At 33.4% G+C, this 14,836-nt stretch carries 17 protein-coding genes; 7 read left to right on the forward strand and 10 right to left on the reverse strand.

All coding sequences use genetic code 11. The annotated features are described in order from the left end of the window. The first annotated feature begins 386 nt into the window (after window positions 1-386). The gene (locus tag AAGV28_RS01710) at window positions 387-1,625 is read left to right on the forward strand and encodes a hypothetical protein (RefSeq protein WP_373405098.1); all 1,239 of its coding nucleotides are present in this window, start codon (window positions 387-389) and stop codon (window positions 1,623-1,625) included. Between the two features lie 80 nt (window positions 1,626-1,705). On the opposite strand, the gene AAGV28_RS01715 is transcribed toward AAGV28_RS01710, so the two are convergent. The 8 genes from AAGV28_RS01715 to AAGV28_RS01750 all read right to left on the reverse strand — a co-directional run bounded on the left by AAGV28_RS01715 (window position 1,706) and on the right by AAGV28_RS01750 (window position 5,845). After that, window positions 1,706-2,056: a DUF2200 domain-containing protein gene (locus AAGV28_RS01715; protein ID WP_373405099.1), complete on the reverse strand. Its 351-nt coding sequence runs from the start codon at window positions 2,054-2,056 to the stop codon at window positions 1,706-1,708. A gap of 9 nt (window positions 2,057-2,065) precedes the next feature. After that, window positions 2,066-2,404 (reverse strand): n-acetylglutamate synthase, encoded by a 339-nt coding sequence (locus AAGV28_RS01720; protein ID WP_373405100.1) that lies wholly within the window; start codon window positions 2,402-2,404, stop codon window positions 2,066-2,068. Between the two features lie 226 nt (window positions 2,405-2,630). Next, on the reverse strand, window positions 2,631-3,167 hold the full coding sequence (locus AAGV28_RS01725; protein WP_373405101.1) for a YfiT family bacillithiol transferase: 537 nt from the start codon (window positions 3,165-3,167) through the stop codon (window positions 2,631-2,633). A 177-nt stretch (window positions 3,168-3,344) separates the two neighbouring features. Then, window positions 3,345-3,692, reverse strand: a complete 348-nt coding sequence (locus tag AAGV28_RS01730) for a DHCW motif cupin fold protein (RefSeq protein WP_373405102.1) — start codon at window positions 3,690-3,692, stop codon at window positions 3,345-3,347. 152 nt (window positions 3,693-3,844) lie between these two features. Beyond that, entirely contained in the window at window positions 3,845-4,159 is a 315-nt protein-coding gene (locus AAGV28_RS01735; RefSeq protein ID WP_373405103.1) for an antibiotic biosynthesis monooxygenase family protein, read from the reverse strand. A gap of 111 nt (window positions 4,160-4,270) precedes the next feature. Further along, complete coding sequence (locus AAGV28_RS01740) at window positions 4,271-5,119, reverse strand: AbiJ-NTD4 domain-containing protein (RefSeq protein ID WP_373405104.1); 849 nt, start codon at window positions 5,117-5,119, stop codon at window positions 4,271-4,273. A 190-nt stretch (window positions 5,120-5,309) separates the two neighbouring features. Further along, window positions 5,310-5,582: a hypothetical protein gene (locus AAGV28_RS01745; protein ID WP_373405105.1), complete on the reverse strand. Its 273-nt coding sequence runs from the start codon at window positions 5,580-5,582 to the stop codon at window positions 5,310-5,312. 74 nt (window positions 5,583-5,656) lie between these two features. After that, complete coding sequence (locus AAGV28_RS01750) at window positions 5,657-5,845, reverse strand: hypothetical protein (RefSeq protein WP_373405106.1); 189 nt, start codon at window positions 5,843-5,845, stop codon at window positions 5,657-5,659. A 410-nt stretch (window positions 5,846-6,255) separates the two neighbouring features. Between AAGV28_RS01750 and AAGV28_RS01755 the strand changes: the two genes are divergently transcribed. Together AAGV28_RS01755 and AAGV28_RS01760 are read left to right on the forward strand one after the other, a co-directional pair. Continuing rightward, window positions 6,256-7,518: an aminotransferase class I/II-fold pyridoxal phosphate-dependent enzyme gene (locus AAGV28_RS01755; RefSeq protein ID WP_373405152.1), complete on the forward strand. Its 1,263-nt coding sequence runs from the start codon at window positions 6,256-6,258 to the stop codon at window positions 7,516-7,518. Between the two features lie 120 nt (window positions 7,519-7,638). Then, the gene (locus AAGV28_RS01760; RefSeq protein WP_373405107.1) at window positions 7,639-8,115 is read left to right on the forward strand and encodes a hypothetical protein; all 477 of its coding nucleotides are present in this window, start codon (window positions 7,639-7,641) and stop codon (window positions 8,113-8,115) included. 61 nt (window positions 8,116-8,176) lie between these two features. Here AAGV28_RS01760 and AAGV28_RS01765 read toward each other — a convergent pair whose 3' ends face one another. Both AAGV28_RS01765 and AAGV28_RS01770 read right to left on the reverse strand, forming a co-directional pair. Continuing rightward, entirely contained in the window at window positions 8,177-9,295 is a 1,119-nt protein-coding gene (locus AAGV28_RS01765) for a GTP cyclohydrolase (RefSeq protein WP_373405108.1), read from the reverse strand. An 11-nt stretch (window positions 9,296-9,306) separates the two neighbouring features. Continuing rightward, window positions 9,307-10,260 carry a transporter gene (locus tag AAGV28_RS01770; RefSeq protein ID WP_373405109.1) on the reverse strand — a complete coding sequence of 318 codons (954 nt, stop codon included), beginning with the start codon at window positions 10,258-10,260 and terminating at the stop codon, window positions 9,307-9,309. A gap of 130 nt (window positions 10,261-10,390) precedes the next feature. Here AAGV28_RS01770 and AAGV28_RS01775 point away from each other — a divergent pair, with 130 nt between their 5' ends. The 4 genes from AAGV28_RS01775 to AAGV28_RS01790 all read left to right on the forward strand — a co-directional run bounded on the left by AAGV28_RS01775 (window position 10,391) and on the right by AAGV28_RS01790 (window position 14,826). Next, entirely contained in the window at window positions 10,391-10,672 is a 282-nt protein-coding gene (locus AAGV28_RS01775) for a DUF4834 family protein (RefSeq protein WP_373405110.1), read from the forward strand. Window positions 10,673-10,869: 197 nt separating this feature from the next. After that, window positions 10,870-13,296, forward strand: coding sequence for a YfhO family protein (locus tag AAGV28_RS01780; RefSeq protein ID WP_373405111.1), 2,427 nt, complete (start codon window positions 10,870-10,872; stop codon window positions 13,294-13,296). Between the two features lie 104 nt (window positions 13,297-13,400). Beyond that, on the forward strand, window positions 13,401-13,538 hold the full coding sequence (locus tag AAGV28_RS01785; RefSeq protein WP_373405112.1) for a hypothetical protein: 138 nt from the start codon (window positions 13,401-13,403) through the stop codon (window positions 13,536-13,538). Then, window positions 13,528-14,826, forward strand: a complete 1,299-nt coding sequence (locus AAGV28_RS01790; RefSeq protein WP_373405113.1) for a glycosyltransferase family 4 protein — start codon at window positions 13,528-13,530, stop codon at window positions 14,824-14,826. The genes AAGV28_RS01785 and AAGV28_RS01790 overlap by 11 nt, the downstream gene beginning before the upstream one ends. Window positions 14,827-14,836: the final 10 nt, after the last annotated feature.

Raw genomic sequence — 14,836 nt, forward strand, 5'->3', positions numbered from 1 at the left:
AAAACACTCGAACTGACGTGCAGTTTAATTGATTTGTCAGATTAAATCTAAAGCCTAATAGAGCAAAAATTAATTTTAATAGAGGAAGAGCGCCGATAAAACATCAAAATATTGATTAGTATTGGTGTTTTTTATTAGAAGAGATGGGGCTTATTTACTATTTTCAACTCGTTGGGTGAAATTGTTTTTGGATATTAAATTTTCGTCAGTTTGAGTGAATTTTTAGAAAACGCGACAGCTTTTTCGGAAAATTTGTATCGAGAACAAGAAAATATTGAATAGAAAACGGTTCTCGATACATTTTTCGCTTCATTTCATTAGGCAAAAAACACTACCATTGACGTTTTTGATAATTTCACCCAACGGGTTGTTTTTTTAATATTTTAATGGAAGTACTAAAGATGAATTCTCAAAAAAACTGGATCGTTTGCTGTTTTTTTAATTTCCTGATTGCCTCTTTTTTTGGGTTGTTAATGCGGTTTATGTATCTTTTTCCATTAGATTTTATAAACTACAGCTTTTTGCTTCATGCGCATTCACACGTTGCTATGCTGGGATGGGTTTACCTGATCATATATGTTTTGATTGTTCACTTTTTTATCCCAAAAGAAAAAAGCCAAAAACCTGTTTACAATCGTTTGTTTTGGTGTACACAATTTTCGGTGATCGGAATGATGGTTACCTTTCCCATTCAGGGATATGCGCTGTTTTCGATTGTGTTTTCGACAATGCATATTTTGTTGAGTTATTTTTTTTGCAAATTAGTATGGAAAGACAGTTTTAAGGAAAAAACGTCTGCTAACGCACTTTTGAAAGTTTCCGTTTTGTTTATGATTTTGTCCACTTTCGGTGTCTGGTGTTTGGGACCAGCTGTAAGTACACTCGGAAAACAAAGTGCTTTTTATCAAATTGCAATTCAGTTTTTTCTACATTTTCAGTTCAACGGATGGTTCTTGTTTGCTGTTTTGGGATTATTTTTAAAACAGTTTCAGCATATCATCGACGCCAAAATATTTAGAAAATTTTATTTCCTTTTAATTATTTCGACTTTATTAACGCTTTCATTTCCAATTCGCTGGTTCATTGATAATAACATTTTAAATTGGATAAATGCGCTCGGAGTTGTGCTGCAGTTAATTGCTTTTGTTTATTTCTATAAAATGCTGCTGCCGCACAGCAGTCTTTTTAAAACGGGTTTAGATAAAACTACCAAAATGGTTTATGGCTTGGCTTTATGCTCCTTGTTTTTAAAAATAGGGATTCAATTGTTGACCATTTTTCCCAATCTTGTTGAAGTTTCACATCAAATCAGGAATTTTGTAATTGGTTTTATTCATCTGAGCACTTTAGGCATTATAACCGGATTTTTGTTTGGAATAGTACTTCAGAATAAAATGCTTCCTGTTAATTCGTCTTTAATGAAATTAGGAATAAAATGTTTTATTATGGGGTACATAGCGACTGAACTTCTATTGTTTTGTCAAGGCGGACTCTTCTTTTTGGGAAAAGGAATGATTGCAGGATATTACCAGAGTATTTTAGCTTTCAGTGTACTTATTGTCTTCGGATTAATTTTAATTACAACTTCGATTATAAATAAAAAACAAGAGTCTATTGTTTCTTAAATCTGCATCTTGCTAGTGAAAACGTTATGTTTGGTAGCCGTTTTAAGAAATGCTCGCACGGGATGGGATTAATGACTTAGTTATTTCCTCAAAATTTTCTCCATTGCTTTTCCTTTTGCCAATTCGTCAATCAATTTGTCTAAATAACGAATTTGCTGCATCAGTTTATCTTCAATTTCTTCAACTCTGTAGCCGCAAATAACACCCGTAATTTTAGACGTATTTGGGTTGATTTGTGGTGCTTGGGCAAAGAAAGTTTCAAAGTCGGTTTTGTTATCAAGTAGTTCTTGCAAACTTTTTTCATTATATCCTGTGAGCCAAAATATAATTTCATCTACTTCTTGTTTGCTACGTGCTTTTTTCTCCGCTTTTTGAATATAATGCGGATAAACAGAAGCAAAAGACATTTTAAAAACTCTGGTATTGTTCATTTCTTAAATTTACTGTTCTTCGATTATGGATTCTCCTTTTGATTGATCTCCCGAAGTCCATTCCCAACTTTCATGCAATCTTATTTTTCCATTTGCCAGTATTTCAGGTTTTGAAATACAAATTCCTGTCATTAATTCGTCTTTGTCATTTACTTGATGGTAACGCATTTCGATAGTTCCATTTGGATCTACTAAACCAATTAAATGTCCGTATTTGATTTTTCCACCTGAATATTCCGAACTCAATATATTCCCAGTTTGTTTGTAATGAAAAACGGTTTCGTTTGAAGTTTCTCCGTTTTCTGAATTACTGATTGGTCTGAAAGATTTGTTGTTGTAATTTATCATTGATTGTTATTCTTTTTTGTTTTTCCAAAGACAGTTTGAGCTTTTCCAAGGACAGTTGCAACTTTTTCAGAGGCATTTGCAACTTCTCCAAAGACATTTATAACTTTTCCAAGGGCAGTTGCAACCTTGCAGTTGTCAGTTTTAACTTTATAGTTGTCATCTGCAACTTTGCAGTTGTTATTTGCAAGATTTTAGTTGTAATTTTTAACTTTACAGTAGGCTGTTTTTATTTCCAGTTGTTGCGTTTTTTTGTTTCGGTTATGTGAGCCAAATGATGATTGCAGTGCCAGGCATAGACTCCAATATTTTCGTCTATTCTAAACGTTTTTCCGTGTTCTGGATGAATAAATATTCTTTCGTTTTGTTCTTCTGTTAGATGATTTAATAGAATAGTCCATCTTTCGTGAATGCCTTCTAACATTTTTAAAGAAGATGCTATTGGCATGTTTTTACTGTCGAAAAGTTCTGCCCATCGTTCTTCATAATAAGGTTTGATTGTAGGTTGGTCTTCGGTTAGTGCGAGTTTTAAACGTGTTAAACTGTTCATGTGGCTGTCGGCACAATGGTGAATGACTTGCCTAATGGTCCAGCCGTTAGCTCTGTATGGAGTGTCTAGCTGTTCATCAGTTAGATGATTGACTTCGTTTTTTAGTCTTGTAGGAAAAGATGAGATATCAGCAATCCATTGTGATAGAATGTCTTTTGTAATAGTTGCTGGTGGTTCAAACTTTCCAATGGGATATTTTAGTTGTTCTAATGTCATGTTAGTTTTTTTATAGTTGTGTTGCTGTTTTTTTAATTCTTAATCTATTCCCGCAATCTTGTCTTCCTGACGAAGGAAGGAACTTCGTAAGTAGCTCCGTATTGATTTATAAACGTACCACACGAAAGGATTCGTGCGGGAGCCGAGGGCTTTGAACATAAGTCAGTTTCCTCTAGTTTATTCAATATATTTTAAAAAGTCTCCGTCAACAATAAGAAGTTTTACATTATTTTCAGTAATTGAACGATGTGAACTAAGTTCGTCAGAAACAACATACGTTTCTCCTTTTGTCAGTTTAATTTTTTCGCCAGTACTTAATTCGCTAACAAATTCACCTTCTAAGCAATGAACAATATGTCCTTTTTGACACCAATGGTCTGCCAAATATCCATTTGAATATTCTACTAATCGTATTCTAAGTCCAGGAAATTGAATTGTTTGCCAATATGCTATTCCTGTTTCTCCTTTGTACTCTTCCTTTTTGATTAAAGTCCAGTCTATTGTCTGAAATGGTATATTGCTCATTCTTGATTGTCTGTTAATTTTTGTCTTTTAAAGTAACCCATAACGTTTCGCCACTTTGAGATGGCTGGAAGTTCGTAACCTTTTAACTTTCGGCTTTGCAGAAAGTTGATGCGAAACGGTAATTCCACTAAACTCCAGCTAGCTCAAAGCTGTTAGCTGTTGTTTTTATTTTCGTTTTCAATTATTGTTTCGTAATGCTCAACTGTCGGAAACGGGTCGTAATAATGATGTAAAATCTTTTTCCATTCCAAATATTCTGCTGATTGTCTAAACCCAATTGTATGGTCTTCCAGATTTTCCCAATCAACAAGTAGAATGTATTTATTAGTTTGCTCCAAACATTTACGTAGCGAGTGTTTCGAATAACCTTTTATAGAACTGATAAATTGTCCCGCAGTTGCAAAGTCGATTTCAAATTGTTTTTCTTGTCCACTTTTTACATTTAATATTGCTACTTCTAAAATCATATTTCTTCAATTATTAATTTTCTTTTTGATTTGCCCTTGCTAGTGCGAGCGTCTCGCTCGTACCCGTTTCAGGGGGCGGAGCCGTCTACTCGATTATAAGCTGTGCATACTTTAAACCAATTTTGCTTTGTCAGATTTCACAAATAAATAATTGATAAAGGCGCTACAGGAAGTTAACATAAAAATTGCATCTTCAATGTCTAATGTGCTTTCTTCCATTAATGAATGCCTTATACCATCGCTATCACTCGTGTACCCATAAATTTTTATAAATCCTTGTTCAAGAGCCGTATGTAAACCAATTTTATCTTTGATAATTTTTAATCCTTTACCAAGTTCCGCCTTTGAATCGCCTGTTATAATTTGTACCATCGATTCTACGGCACTAATTGATTCCTTAATTGAATTTCTATAATCGGGAGATTTTTTATCCGAAAGTTTATTTAATGCGCTGTTAATATGTATGTTTACTCCTTTCAAAAGTTCCTTTGATGTATTATCAATTGCTGATTGAATTTGAGAAACTTGAAATTGATCAGTTATCGGTGTCACCTCTCCTGCAATTATTCGATATCCTGCCAATTCTCTAGCCAACACAGTGTTCAAACTTTCAGTAAAATTATCATTATTACGTGCCTCAGGATTTTTTAAAATAAATTCAATGAAATTGTAAACTTCATACCAATTATAGGAGTAAAATTTTTCACGAATATAATTTATGGCGCCTGAGTTTGTATTGGGCATTGTATCTAATGGTTCTTTAAAAAAATTTGCCCAAATACTTTTTACAAAATCTTTATATTTTGAGAGCGATATTACATCATAGGGTTGAGATTTGATTCTGTCCGCATAACTCAAACTAAAACAATTCCATAAGCTGTTAAGCAAATCGTTATCTAGTGAATCAATTTGAATTTTTATTTTTGGTGATGTTAGTCCGATTCTGTCTGAAAAGCTCATAAATATTTTATTGGTATTAGGTTCTTGAAGTTACTAGATTTTTTTGCATAGCTTATAACGTTCTCGCGCTACAAGCAGTTTGGGATTAAATCAGCGTTATTTTTCGGATTTGCCAAATCTTCCCAATACAAACCAATTTTTCCATTAAGCAAATACCCAAATTGCTTGTAGCGTGTGTTAGCAGTCGTTCTTATTCTAATTCTTTTAGTTCGCTTTCTAACGAAACAATAATTTTTTGAATTCCATTGGTTAAATTTCTCAAACCTTCGTGGAAATAATGGTCATCTTTCTTTTTTAAATTACTTTCTGCATACATTTTTAGTTCAGATATGCCGTCAGTAATGTTTATTTCAGCAAATGAATTCCTTTTATAATGCTTTACAGCATTTGGAAAATCAGAAGAAAACATATGATGAAATATGGTAATTGATGATAATAAATCATTAACTCTTGGCTTCGCCATAAGCGTATAAGACCATTTAGACCTTATTTTTTTCAGTTCATCTATTTCAGATTGTATATTTTCTTTTTCCATAATTATTTCTTGTTCTCAATTCTTTTAAGACGATTAACAATATCCATTTGGTATTCTTCCAAAAGAATCTGGTTGTTTAACGAAACTTTTATATCATTTTTCATTGTAACCAAATCATCAAGTACTCGGTCAAGTTTTTTATCAATGATAATTTGATTCTGAATAATTCTGTCATATTGTTCTGGTGTCATATTACTGATATTTAGTTGTTTATAATGACTGCTAACTCGTTTATAGGCGAAACAAACCTTCGTATATACACCCAAAATCGGATAGATTAGCGAAGTTTTGTTTCGCTTTATTGTTTTTTCAAATATATTCATTTTTTCTTACAAACATTCAGCTCGTTAGTTGATTTTGAAAACTATTCTTGTTTCTTAGCCCCGATGGTAGCGGCATCCTCTTGTGGCTTGTTTCTTTAACAAGGCACAAGAGATAGAGCGGACAGCGGGTGAAAAAGTAAATGAATGCACTGATGTAAAAGCTCCTAAAAATAAATTTAGCTTAAAAGCCGCTAATAAAATTTAAATAATTATTTTTGCCCCCGTCCCGAAGCTTCGGGGTCGGGAGTTAAAAATTAATGTTATTACATCACGATAGTATGGTAAAAGATTTATTTGAAAGAATTCAGAGCAATAAAGGACCTTTAGGAAAATGGGCTTCGCAAGCAGAAGGCTATTTTGTATTTCCAAAATTAGAAGGAGATTTAGGTCCAAGAATGAAATTTCAAGGAAAAGAGGTTTTGAACTGGAGTTTGAATGACTATTTAGGTTTAGCGAATCATCCAGAAGTGCGTAAAGCAGATGCGGATGCAGCGTTAGAATTTGGTGCGGCTGCCCCAATGGGTGCGCGTATGATGAGTGGTCATACTAAATATCACGAACAATTAGAGCAGGAATTAGCAGCTTTTGTAATGAAAGAATCAGCTTATTTGTTGAATTTTGGTTACCAGGGAATGGTGTCTATCATTGATGCTTTGGTGACTAGAAATGATGTTATTGTGTATGATGTAGATGGGCACGCTTGTATTATTGACGGAGTTCGTTTGCATAGTGGAAAACGTTTTACTTACAAGCACAACGACATTGCAAGTATGGAGAAAAACCTGAAACGTGCTACAAAAATAGCTACGGAAACAGGTGGAGGAATTCTTTTTATTACTGAAGGTGTTTTCGGGATGCGCGGGCAACAAGGTAAGTTGAAAGAAATTGTAGAAATGAAAAAGAAATACAATTTCCGTTTGTTAGTTGATGATGCGCACGGTTTTGGTACACTTGGAAAAACAGGTGCCGGAGCAGGTGAGGAGCAAGGTGTTCAAGATGATATTGATGTATACTTTTCGACTTTTGCCAAATCAATGGCGAATATTGGTGCTTTTGTAGCAGCAGATAAGGATATTATCGATTATTTAAAATACAATTTGCGTTCTCAAATGTTTGCAAAAGCATTACCAATGATTCAAACTATTGGTTCTTTGAAACGTTTACAATTATTGCGTGATAACCCAGGATTGAAAGACAAATTATGGGAAAATGTAAATGCTTTGCAAAGTGGTTTAAGAAACAAAGGGTTTAATATTGGTGATACCAATACTTGTGTTACGCCCGTTTACTTAGAAGGAAGCGTGCCGGAAGCAATGGTAATGGTGAATGACTTAAGAGAAAATTACGGCATTTTCTTGTCGATAGTAATTTATCCGGTGATTCCAAAAGGAATGATTTTATTGCGTGTTATTCCTACTGCTCCGCATACATTAGATGATATTGCTCTAACCCTTACTGCTTTTGAAGCGATTCGTGAGAAATTAGTAAATGGAACTTATAAAGAGATTGCTGCTAGAACTAAAGTGGATCACGACGCATAGTGCTATAGAAAAATAAATTCTCTATATGGGAATTATATAAAAGAATCCATTCAGTATATGAATGGATTTTTTTGTTTTAAAATATCTTTACAGGATACAATTTTAAAAATCTTATAATTTATGAAAGCAGTATATCTATTTAGTACTATTGTTTTAGTTACAATTCTTAGCTCTTGTATGAATAATAAAAATAAGGAGGCGGTTATTTCGCCTGCGGAAGTTGAAGCACCAATGGAAACACCTCAAAATGAATGTTATCAGGCAGTAATTGAAAAAGACACGATAACATTGACCGTTGATGTCAATAGTGTAAATGATTTTAGAGGAGAATTAAACTATTCTTATTTTGAAAAAGACAAAAGTTTTGGAACACTTTTAGGAAATGTAAGAGGAGATACCATTTTTGCCGATTATAAATTTGAATCTGAAGGGACAACATCAATTCGCGAGTTGGCTTTCATAAAAAAAGATATAAACACTTTTGTTGAAGGACATGGCGAAATGATAGAAACCAATGGTAAAATGTCTTTTAAGGATAAAAGCAAAATTAAATTTGACGGAAATATTGTTTTCAATAAAATAGATTGTAAACCCTAATTAAATATATTCAAAAATAAACCCCATTTTGCTTAGCAAAATGGGGTTTATTTTTTAGCTTTTAAAGCTCTTTTCTGAATGTTTTTCTACGACAATGTACTTTTGGGTCAAAATGTTTCCAAAGGTTGTGAATAGCTACGTTATCGGCTAGTTCAGGGGTTCTAAAACAGTTTTCGATTCCTTTTTCTTTAAAAGTTTCGTAATATTCGTTAAAAATGATTGCCGTTACTGCTTTATTTTGGTATTCAGGATGCACTCCAATTAAATAGAAAAGCATGTCTTTGCTTTGTTTTTTTGCTTTTAGCAAATGGAATAATCCAAAAGGGAATAGCTTTCCTTTGGCTTTTTGTAAGGCTTGAGAAAAAGAAGGCATTACAATACTAAAAGCAACAATATTATGGTCTTTGTCTTCAACAAATTTGATGTATTCTGGGTTAATAAAGCTGATGTATTTTTTTTTGAAATATTCTTTTTGAACATCTGAAATCGCTACAAATGATGATAAATTAGCATAAGAAGCATTGAATAAATCAAACATTTTGTCAACATAAGGCATTACTTCCTTGGTTGATTTAAAGTTGAGCGGCTTTAAGTGGTATCTTTTCTTAACCAGCTCATTTGCTTTCTGGAAAAACTCTGGTTTTACGTTTGAAAAAGGAAATTTACTTTCGATATATTCTTTCTCTACAACATAACCTAGCTGTTCAAAATGAGTAGCATAATACGGATGGTTGTACCAGGTAATCATGGTTCCCAGTTGGTCAAAGCCTTCGGTTAATACACCCACTTTGTCCAGATTTGAAAATCCCATTGGACCTTCAACATATTCTAAATTGTTTTTTCTACCTAATTCGTATACTTTTTCCAGTAAAGCTTCGGTAACATTGATGTCGTTAATAACATCAAACCAACCAAAACGCACTTTTTTCTTTTGTTGTCCGTTTACTTCTGCCCAATTGATAATGGCTGTAATGCGACCAGCAATTTCGTTGTTTTTGTAGGCTATATAAAAATAAGCTTCGGCATTATCAAAAGCTGGATTTTTGGTTTTGTCAAAAGTTTCTAATTCGTCAGCAATCAATGGTGGAACCCAAAATTCATTGTCTTTGTATAGGGAAAAGGGGAATTTAATATATTCGGTCAGTTCTTTTTTTGTTTTTGCTTCTTTTACTGTAATCATTGTGTTGTTTTTTATTCTATTACGTCTTTTCGTTTTTGATCTCTTTTAGCTGCCTTTCGTACCGATCTGGGTTGAGAAGGAGCATCATCGAGGTTGATTCGGACTTCTTTATAATTTGTATCATATCGCCATGAAAAACCAACACCACCATAAAAAATAGTAGGGGTGTCTTTTAAATTATGGCTAACAGAAGCGTCTATTTGCATGTTTTTGTTGAGTAAAAAAGCAGCACCACCGCGCATGATGGCATCGCTATAAAAATCGCTTTTAAAGCCTTGGTTTTCTATAAATCCAGACCATTTTCGGCTAATTCCTTTGGTTAGGGTAATGATGTAACCATAACTAGGATAGTCCGTTCCAATGTAATCGGCAATGATATTGGTAACAAAAACCCAAGAACCGTCTCCTAAGTGATTTTGGGTAATTAACATCACTTTTGGCGAAATCATAGCTTCATTACTAAAAGCATACGGATTGTTTTTTTGTGTAAAATTAGCTCCTGCAAAAACAGAAACAGCAGGAATTAATTGGCGCCAGTTGAACGCATGGTTTGCTCTCCAGCTATAAATGTTGATTTTCTTTTCGTAATTTTTGTAAGGATCGTAGATGAGGTATTTGGCTCCTAAAACTGTTTGTTTTAAATTGGATTTAGTATATTGGTTAAAACCATTCACGAAATCTTGATTTTGATATTGAATATCGGCAAGTACTTCTAGTTTTTCCATCAAAAGTCCATAACGCAAATTAAGGTCTATACCGTATCCACTAGCGTCATAACCTAATAAACGATGGCTTTCTTGTATGCCAAAAACACCAGTTTCTACTTGAATTACCGATTTTCCAACAGCATAGGCTGACATGGTTTCTCCTGGACGATTGGAGTTAATCTCATCAGTATGTTGTCCGTAATTGTAATTTGCTAAAAGACTTATAACTAAGACTAATAAAATTTTAAATGGAGACATGTTGTTTGGATTTTAAAAGTAATAGGCTTTCCAAATGTACTATATTTTATTATTTATTTAAGAATGATATTCTAATTTTGTCCCGAATTTTCGGGATAGATTTATTAATTTTGCTAAAAAACACATCATCATGCAAGTTGCTTCTTTTTCAGGATTTATAAAAACACTATTTTATATCATAGCTTTCTATTATATTTTTAGGTTTTTGGCAAAATTGTTTTTACCGCTATTGATTAAAAAAGTAGTGGAAAAAGCGGGTCAAAACATGCAACAGCATCAACAACGTCAGTACCAAGATTCTTGGCAAAATACCCAAAGGGATGAAACTATAATTTTCAATACACCAAACGATAAGAAACCTCGAGAAACCAAAAAAGTAGGAGATTATGTGGATTACGAAGAGTTAGAGTAATTATTTAAGATTTTTGATTAACGATTTCTGATTTTAGATATCTTTGATTTTTTTTAAGAAGGAAATTCAGTTGGTTTTTCGAATAAAAAATCTTAATCTTTACTTAATCAAAAAATTGATTTTCGAGAATTTGGAAATTAAATCTCAAATCAGTAATTCTCTCCCGAGACTTCGGGACTAAAATTTAAATTTATATAATGAAGCAACTTCAAAAGTTCTTTCCGCACGCTATTGCCATTTTTGGTTTTGTATTAGTTTCACTCATTTATTTTTATCCCGTACTTCAGGGTAAACAGATTTTCCAGTCCGATATTGCCCAATATACCGGAATGGCAAAGGAGCAAAACGATTTTCGCGCAACCCAGCATGTTGAACCTTATTGGACTAATTCGGCTTTTGGTGGAATGCCAACGTATCAATTAGGGGCAAAATATCCGTATGATTTTATAGGAGCAATAGATGATGTGTTGCGTTTTTTACCTCGTCCAGCCGATTATTTATTTCTGTATTTTCTAGGGTTTTATGGTTTGCTTTTGGTTTTAAAAGTAGATCCATTAAAAGCATTTTTTGGAGCCGTTGCCTTTGGCTTTTCAACCTATCTCATTATTATTTTAGGCGTTGGACATAATGCAAAGGCACATGCTATTGCTTATATGCCCATGGTTATTGCAGGTTTTATATTGGTTTACAATAAAAAATATGTTGCGGGAGGTTTGTTAACAATGATTGCTACAGCATTAGAAATTAGTGCCAATCACTTTCAAATGACCTATTATTTATTGTTTTTCTTGTTGATTCTTTCGGCTTATTACAGCTATTTGAGTATTAAAAACAAGGAAATTAAATCGCTGTTCATTTCTTTTGGTGTGTTAGCCGTTGCCGGAATTTTTGCAATTGGAGCGAATGCCACTAATTTATTGGCTACAGCCGAATATGCTGATTTTAGTACCCGTGGAAAAAGCGAATTGACTTTTAACCCAGATGGTTCTAGAAGTACCAGTACCAGTGCCATGACTCGTGATTATATTACCGAGTACAGTTATGGTGTTGCCGAGAGTTTCAATTTGATAGCTCCAAGACTTTTTGGTGGCTCAAATAGTGAAACTTTAGGTACGGATAGTAGCATGTATGATTTTATGATTAGCCAAGGCGTTCCTGCGGGTCAAGCCGCTGATTTTGTTACAGGAATGCCAACCTATTGGGGTGATCAGCCTATTGTGGCTGCTCCAGCTTACATAGGTGTGGTAGTTTTCTTTTTAGGAATTTTAGCTTTAATTATAGACGATAGAAAAATAAAGTATGTATTTCTCTCGGGAGCAATTGTAGCTTTATTGCTTTCCTGGGGTAAAAATTTTGGGCTTTTAACTGATTTCTTTATTGATTATGTACCCATGTACAATAAGTTTAGAGCGGTTTCTTCTATCCAGGTGATTTTAGAATTGTGTTTTCCGGTTCTGGCAATAATGGGCTTGCAATCCTTTGTTAAAGTTGATAAAAACAAACAATGGGAAGGATTATGGCAATCCGGAGCTATTGTTTTAGGAACTATTGTGATTTTGTTTTTATGTAAAAGCATGTTTAGTTTCTCAGGAGCGAGCGATAGTTATTTTACGGAGAGTTATGGCCCTAGTTTTGTTGATGCACTTAAAAACGATAGAAAAACCTTGTATAGTGCTGATTTATTACGTTCGGCTTTCTTTATTATTTTGACCGCTGGCGTTTTATGGCTGCTGATTAAAAACAGAATAGCTCAAACCACAGCCATCATTTTAGTTGGTTTGTTTATGGTTTTCGATTTGTTTCTGGTAGATAAAAAATACGTTTCGGCCAAAGATTTTGTCAGTGGAAGAGAAGTTGCAGTTCCTTTTCAGGAAACACCTACGGATGCTCAAATTTTAAGAGATACGACTCATTACCGTGTTTTTGAAGTAAACGGAAACTTTTCTAGTGCCAGAACTTCTTATTTCCATAAATCAATTGGTGGATATCATGCTGCAAAACCTCGCAGAATGCAACAATTGTTTGATTACCAAATTGCTAAAAACAATATGGAAATCTTAAATATGCTGAATGTAAAGTATGTTATTCAGACGGATAAAGAAGGAAAAGAATTTCCTGTTGTTAATCCAGATGCGAATGGAAATGCCTGGTTTGTCAATGAAATTAAGTTGGTAAACAAAGCCAATGACGAAATGAAAGCGTTAGATAGGATAAACACTAAAAAAATAGCAGTATTCAACATCAACTTGCATAGAGACAAATTTAAAAACGCACGTTTAAAACGCAATATGGATACCATAGGATCCATTCAATTGCGTACACATAAACCTAATTATATCAAATACATTTCAGATAGTAAAAATGAAGGTTTGGCTGTTTTTTCTGAAATTTATTATCCAAACGGATGGAATGCGTATGTTGACGGTGTAAAAACGGATCATTTTCCTGTAAATTATGTTTTAAGAGCAATGATGCTTCCAAAAGGAGTTCATACAGTAGAATTTAAATTTGAACCAGAAGTTATCAAAACAGGAAGTACGATTACACTTATAAGTGGTGTAGGAATGCTGTTGTTGTTGATAGGAGGAGTTTATTTTGAGAAAAGAAAAAAGATACAAGAGTAAAGAAAATAGATAACTAACTTTCTAAAATTATACATTTGGAGATGAAAGATACTGTGACAAAAAAATTTAATCTCGAGAGACGAATAATTTTGTCAAACAATTCGATGCGTAAGTTATATGTTGAAAGATTGGAACAGTTTTTTGAATTGGCTGAAAAATCAAATGAATGGAAAAAGAATTACGAATACTTTCAACGTGCATCCGATGTTACTGAAAATTTAATTAGGGTAAGTGAAACATAATCAAAAAAAACTTCTTATCATAACCTATTATTGGCCGCCAGCTGGAGGACCGGGTGTGCAACGTTGGTTGAAATTTGTTAAATATTTACCTGATTTTGGTGTTCAGCCAGTGGTTTATATTCCTGAAAATCCAACGTATCCTATTGTTGATGAAAATTTACTAAAAGAGGTTTCGGAAAAGGCTATAATTTTAAAGCAAAAAATATTCGAACCGTATCAATTGGCTTCTTTTTTATCGAAGAATAAAACCAAGAAAATGAATTCAGGAATTATTCCTAACCAAAAGAAACAATCGTTTTTAGATAAGGTTTTTTTATGGATTCGAGGGAATTTATTTATTCCTGATGCTCGTTTTTTTTGGGTAAAACCTTCTGTTTCTTATTTAGAAAAATACATTGTTGAGAATAATATTGATACCATTGTTACTTCGGGGCCACCGCATAGTTTGCATCTGATTGGTTTAGAGTTAAAACACAAATTAGATGTTAAATGGTTTGCTGACTTTAGAGATCCCTGGACAACTATAGGCTATCATAAATCCTTACGTTTGTCTGATACTGCGGCTCAAAAACACAAAGAATTAGAGTCACAAGTTTTAAATACTGCCGATACTATTATTGTAACCAGTAAAACTACAAAAGCCGAATTTGAAGCTTTGACCACAAAACCTATTGCTGTAATTACAAATGGTTATGATGTTGAAAAAGTAGAGAAACAAACGTTGGATTCTAAATTTTCTTTGGCACATATTGGTTCTTTTCTTTCGGCTAGAAATCCTCAAATTTTATGGGAATCTTTAGTTGAATTAATAGCTGAAATCCCTGATTTTAAAACGCATTTGGAAATTAAATTGATAGGAGCTGTTAGTCAGGAAGTTTTAGATTCGATTGCTACTTTTGGATTGACTGATTATTTGAATAATATGGGCTACGTTTCGCATGAAGAAGCGATATCACATCAAAGAAAGTCTCAAGTTTTATTATTGATCGAAATTGATTCGGAAGAAACTAAAAGTATTATTCCGGGTAAATTATTTGAATATATGGTTTCCAATAGACCGATTATTGCTATTGGTCCAAACGGTTCTGACTTTGCGGAAATTATTACGGAAACCAATACAGGCGTATTTTTTGATTATTCTGAAAAGGTAAAACTTAAAAAGTTAATTTTGGACTTTTACAATCAGTACCTAGAAGGGAAATTACAATCTCATGGCATAGGTTTACAAAAATATTCCAGAAAAAGCTTAACAGAAAAATTGGTAAAACTTCTAACCTCTAACCTTTAACCTTTAACTT

The organism is Flavobacterium zubiriense, from assembly GCF_041729725.1.
Lineage (GTDB): Bacteria > Bacteroidota > Bacteroidia > Flavobacteriales > Flavobacteriaceae > Flavobacterium > Flavobacterium zubiriense.

Coding starts and splice junctions, on each gene's coding strand:
- AAGV28_RS01750 (WP_373405106.1), bottom strand. CDS start 5,845: ATGACACCAGAACAATATGACAGAATTATTCAGAATCAAATTATCATT.
- AAGV28_RS01720 (WP_373405100.1), bottom strand. CDS start 2,404: ATGATAAATTACAACAACAAATCTTTCAGACCAATCAGTAATTCAGAA.
- AAGV28_RS01785 (WP_373405112.1), top strand. CDS start 13,401: ATGCGTAAGTTATATGTTGAAAGATTGGAACAGTTTTTTGAATTGGCT.
- AAGV28_RS01725 (WP_373405101.1), bottom strand. CDS start 3,167: ATGACATTAGAACAACTAAAATATCCCATTGGAAAGTTTGAACCACCA.
- AAGV28_RS01740 (WP_373405104.1), bottom strand. CDS start 5,119: ATGAGCTTTTCAGACAGAATCGGACTAACATCACCAAAAATAAAAATT.
- AAGV28_RS01735 (WP_373405103.1), bottom strand. CDS start 4,159: ATGATTTTAGAAGTAGCAATATTAAATGTAAAAAGTGGACAAGAAAAA.
- AAGV28_RS01755 (WP_373405152.1), top strand. CDS start 6,256: ATGGTAAAAGATTTATTTGAAAGAATTCAGAGCAATAAAGGACCTTTA.
- AAGV28_RS01760 (WP_373405107.1), top strand. CDS start 7,639: ATGAAAGCAGTATATCTATTTAGTACTATTGTTTTAGTTACAATTCTT.
- AAGV28_RS01715 (WP_373405099.1), bottom strand. CDS start 2,056: ATGAACAATACCAGAGTTTTTAAAATGTCTTTTGCTTCTGTTTATCCG.
- AAGV28_RS01745 (WP_373405105.1), bottom strand. CDS start 5,582: ATGGCGAAGCCAAGAGTTAATGATTTATTATCATCAATTACCATATTT.
- AAGV28_RS01775 (WP_373405110.1), top strand. CDS start 10,391: ATGCAAGTTGCTTCTTTTTCAGGATTTATAAAAACACTATTTTATATC.
- AAGV28_RS01765 (WP_373405108.1), bottom strand. CDS start 9,295: ATGATTACAGTAAAAGAAGCAAAAACAAAAAAAGAACTGACCGAATAT.
- AAGV28_RS01710 (WP_373405098.1), top strand. CDS start 387: ATGGAAGTACTAAAGATGAATTCTCAAAAAAACTGGATCGTTTGCTGT.
- AAGV28_RS01770 (WP_373405109.1), bottom strand. CDS start 10,260: ATGTCTCCATTTAAAATTTTATTAGTCTTAGTTATAAGTCTTTTAGCA.
- AAGV28_RS01730 (WP_373405102.1), bottom strand. CDS start 3,692: ATGAGCAATATACCATTTCAGACAATAGACTGGACTTTAATCAAAAAG.
- AAGV28_RS01780 (WP_373405111.1), top strand. CDS start 10,870: ATGAAGCAACTTCAAAAGTTCTTTCCGCACGCTATTGCCATTTTTGGT.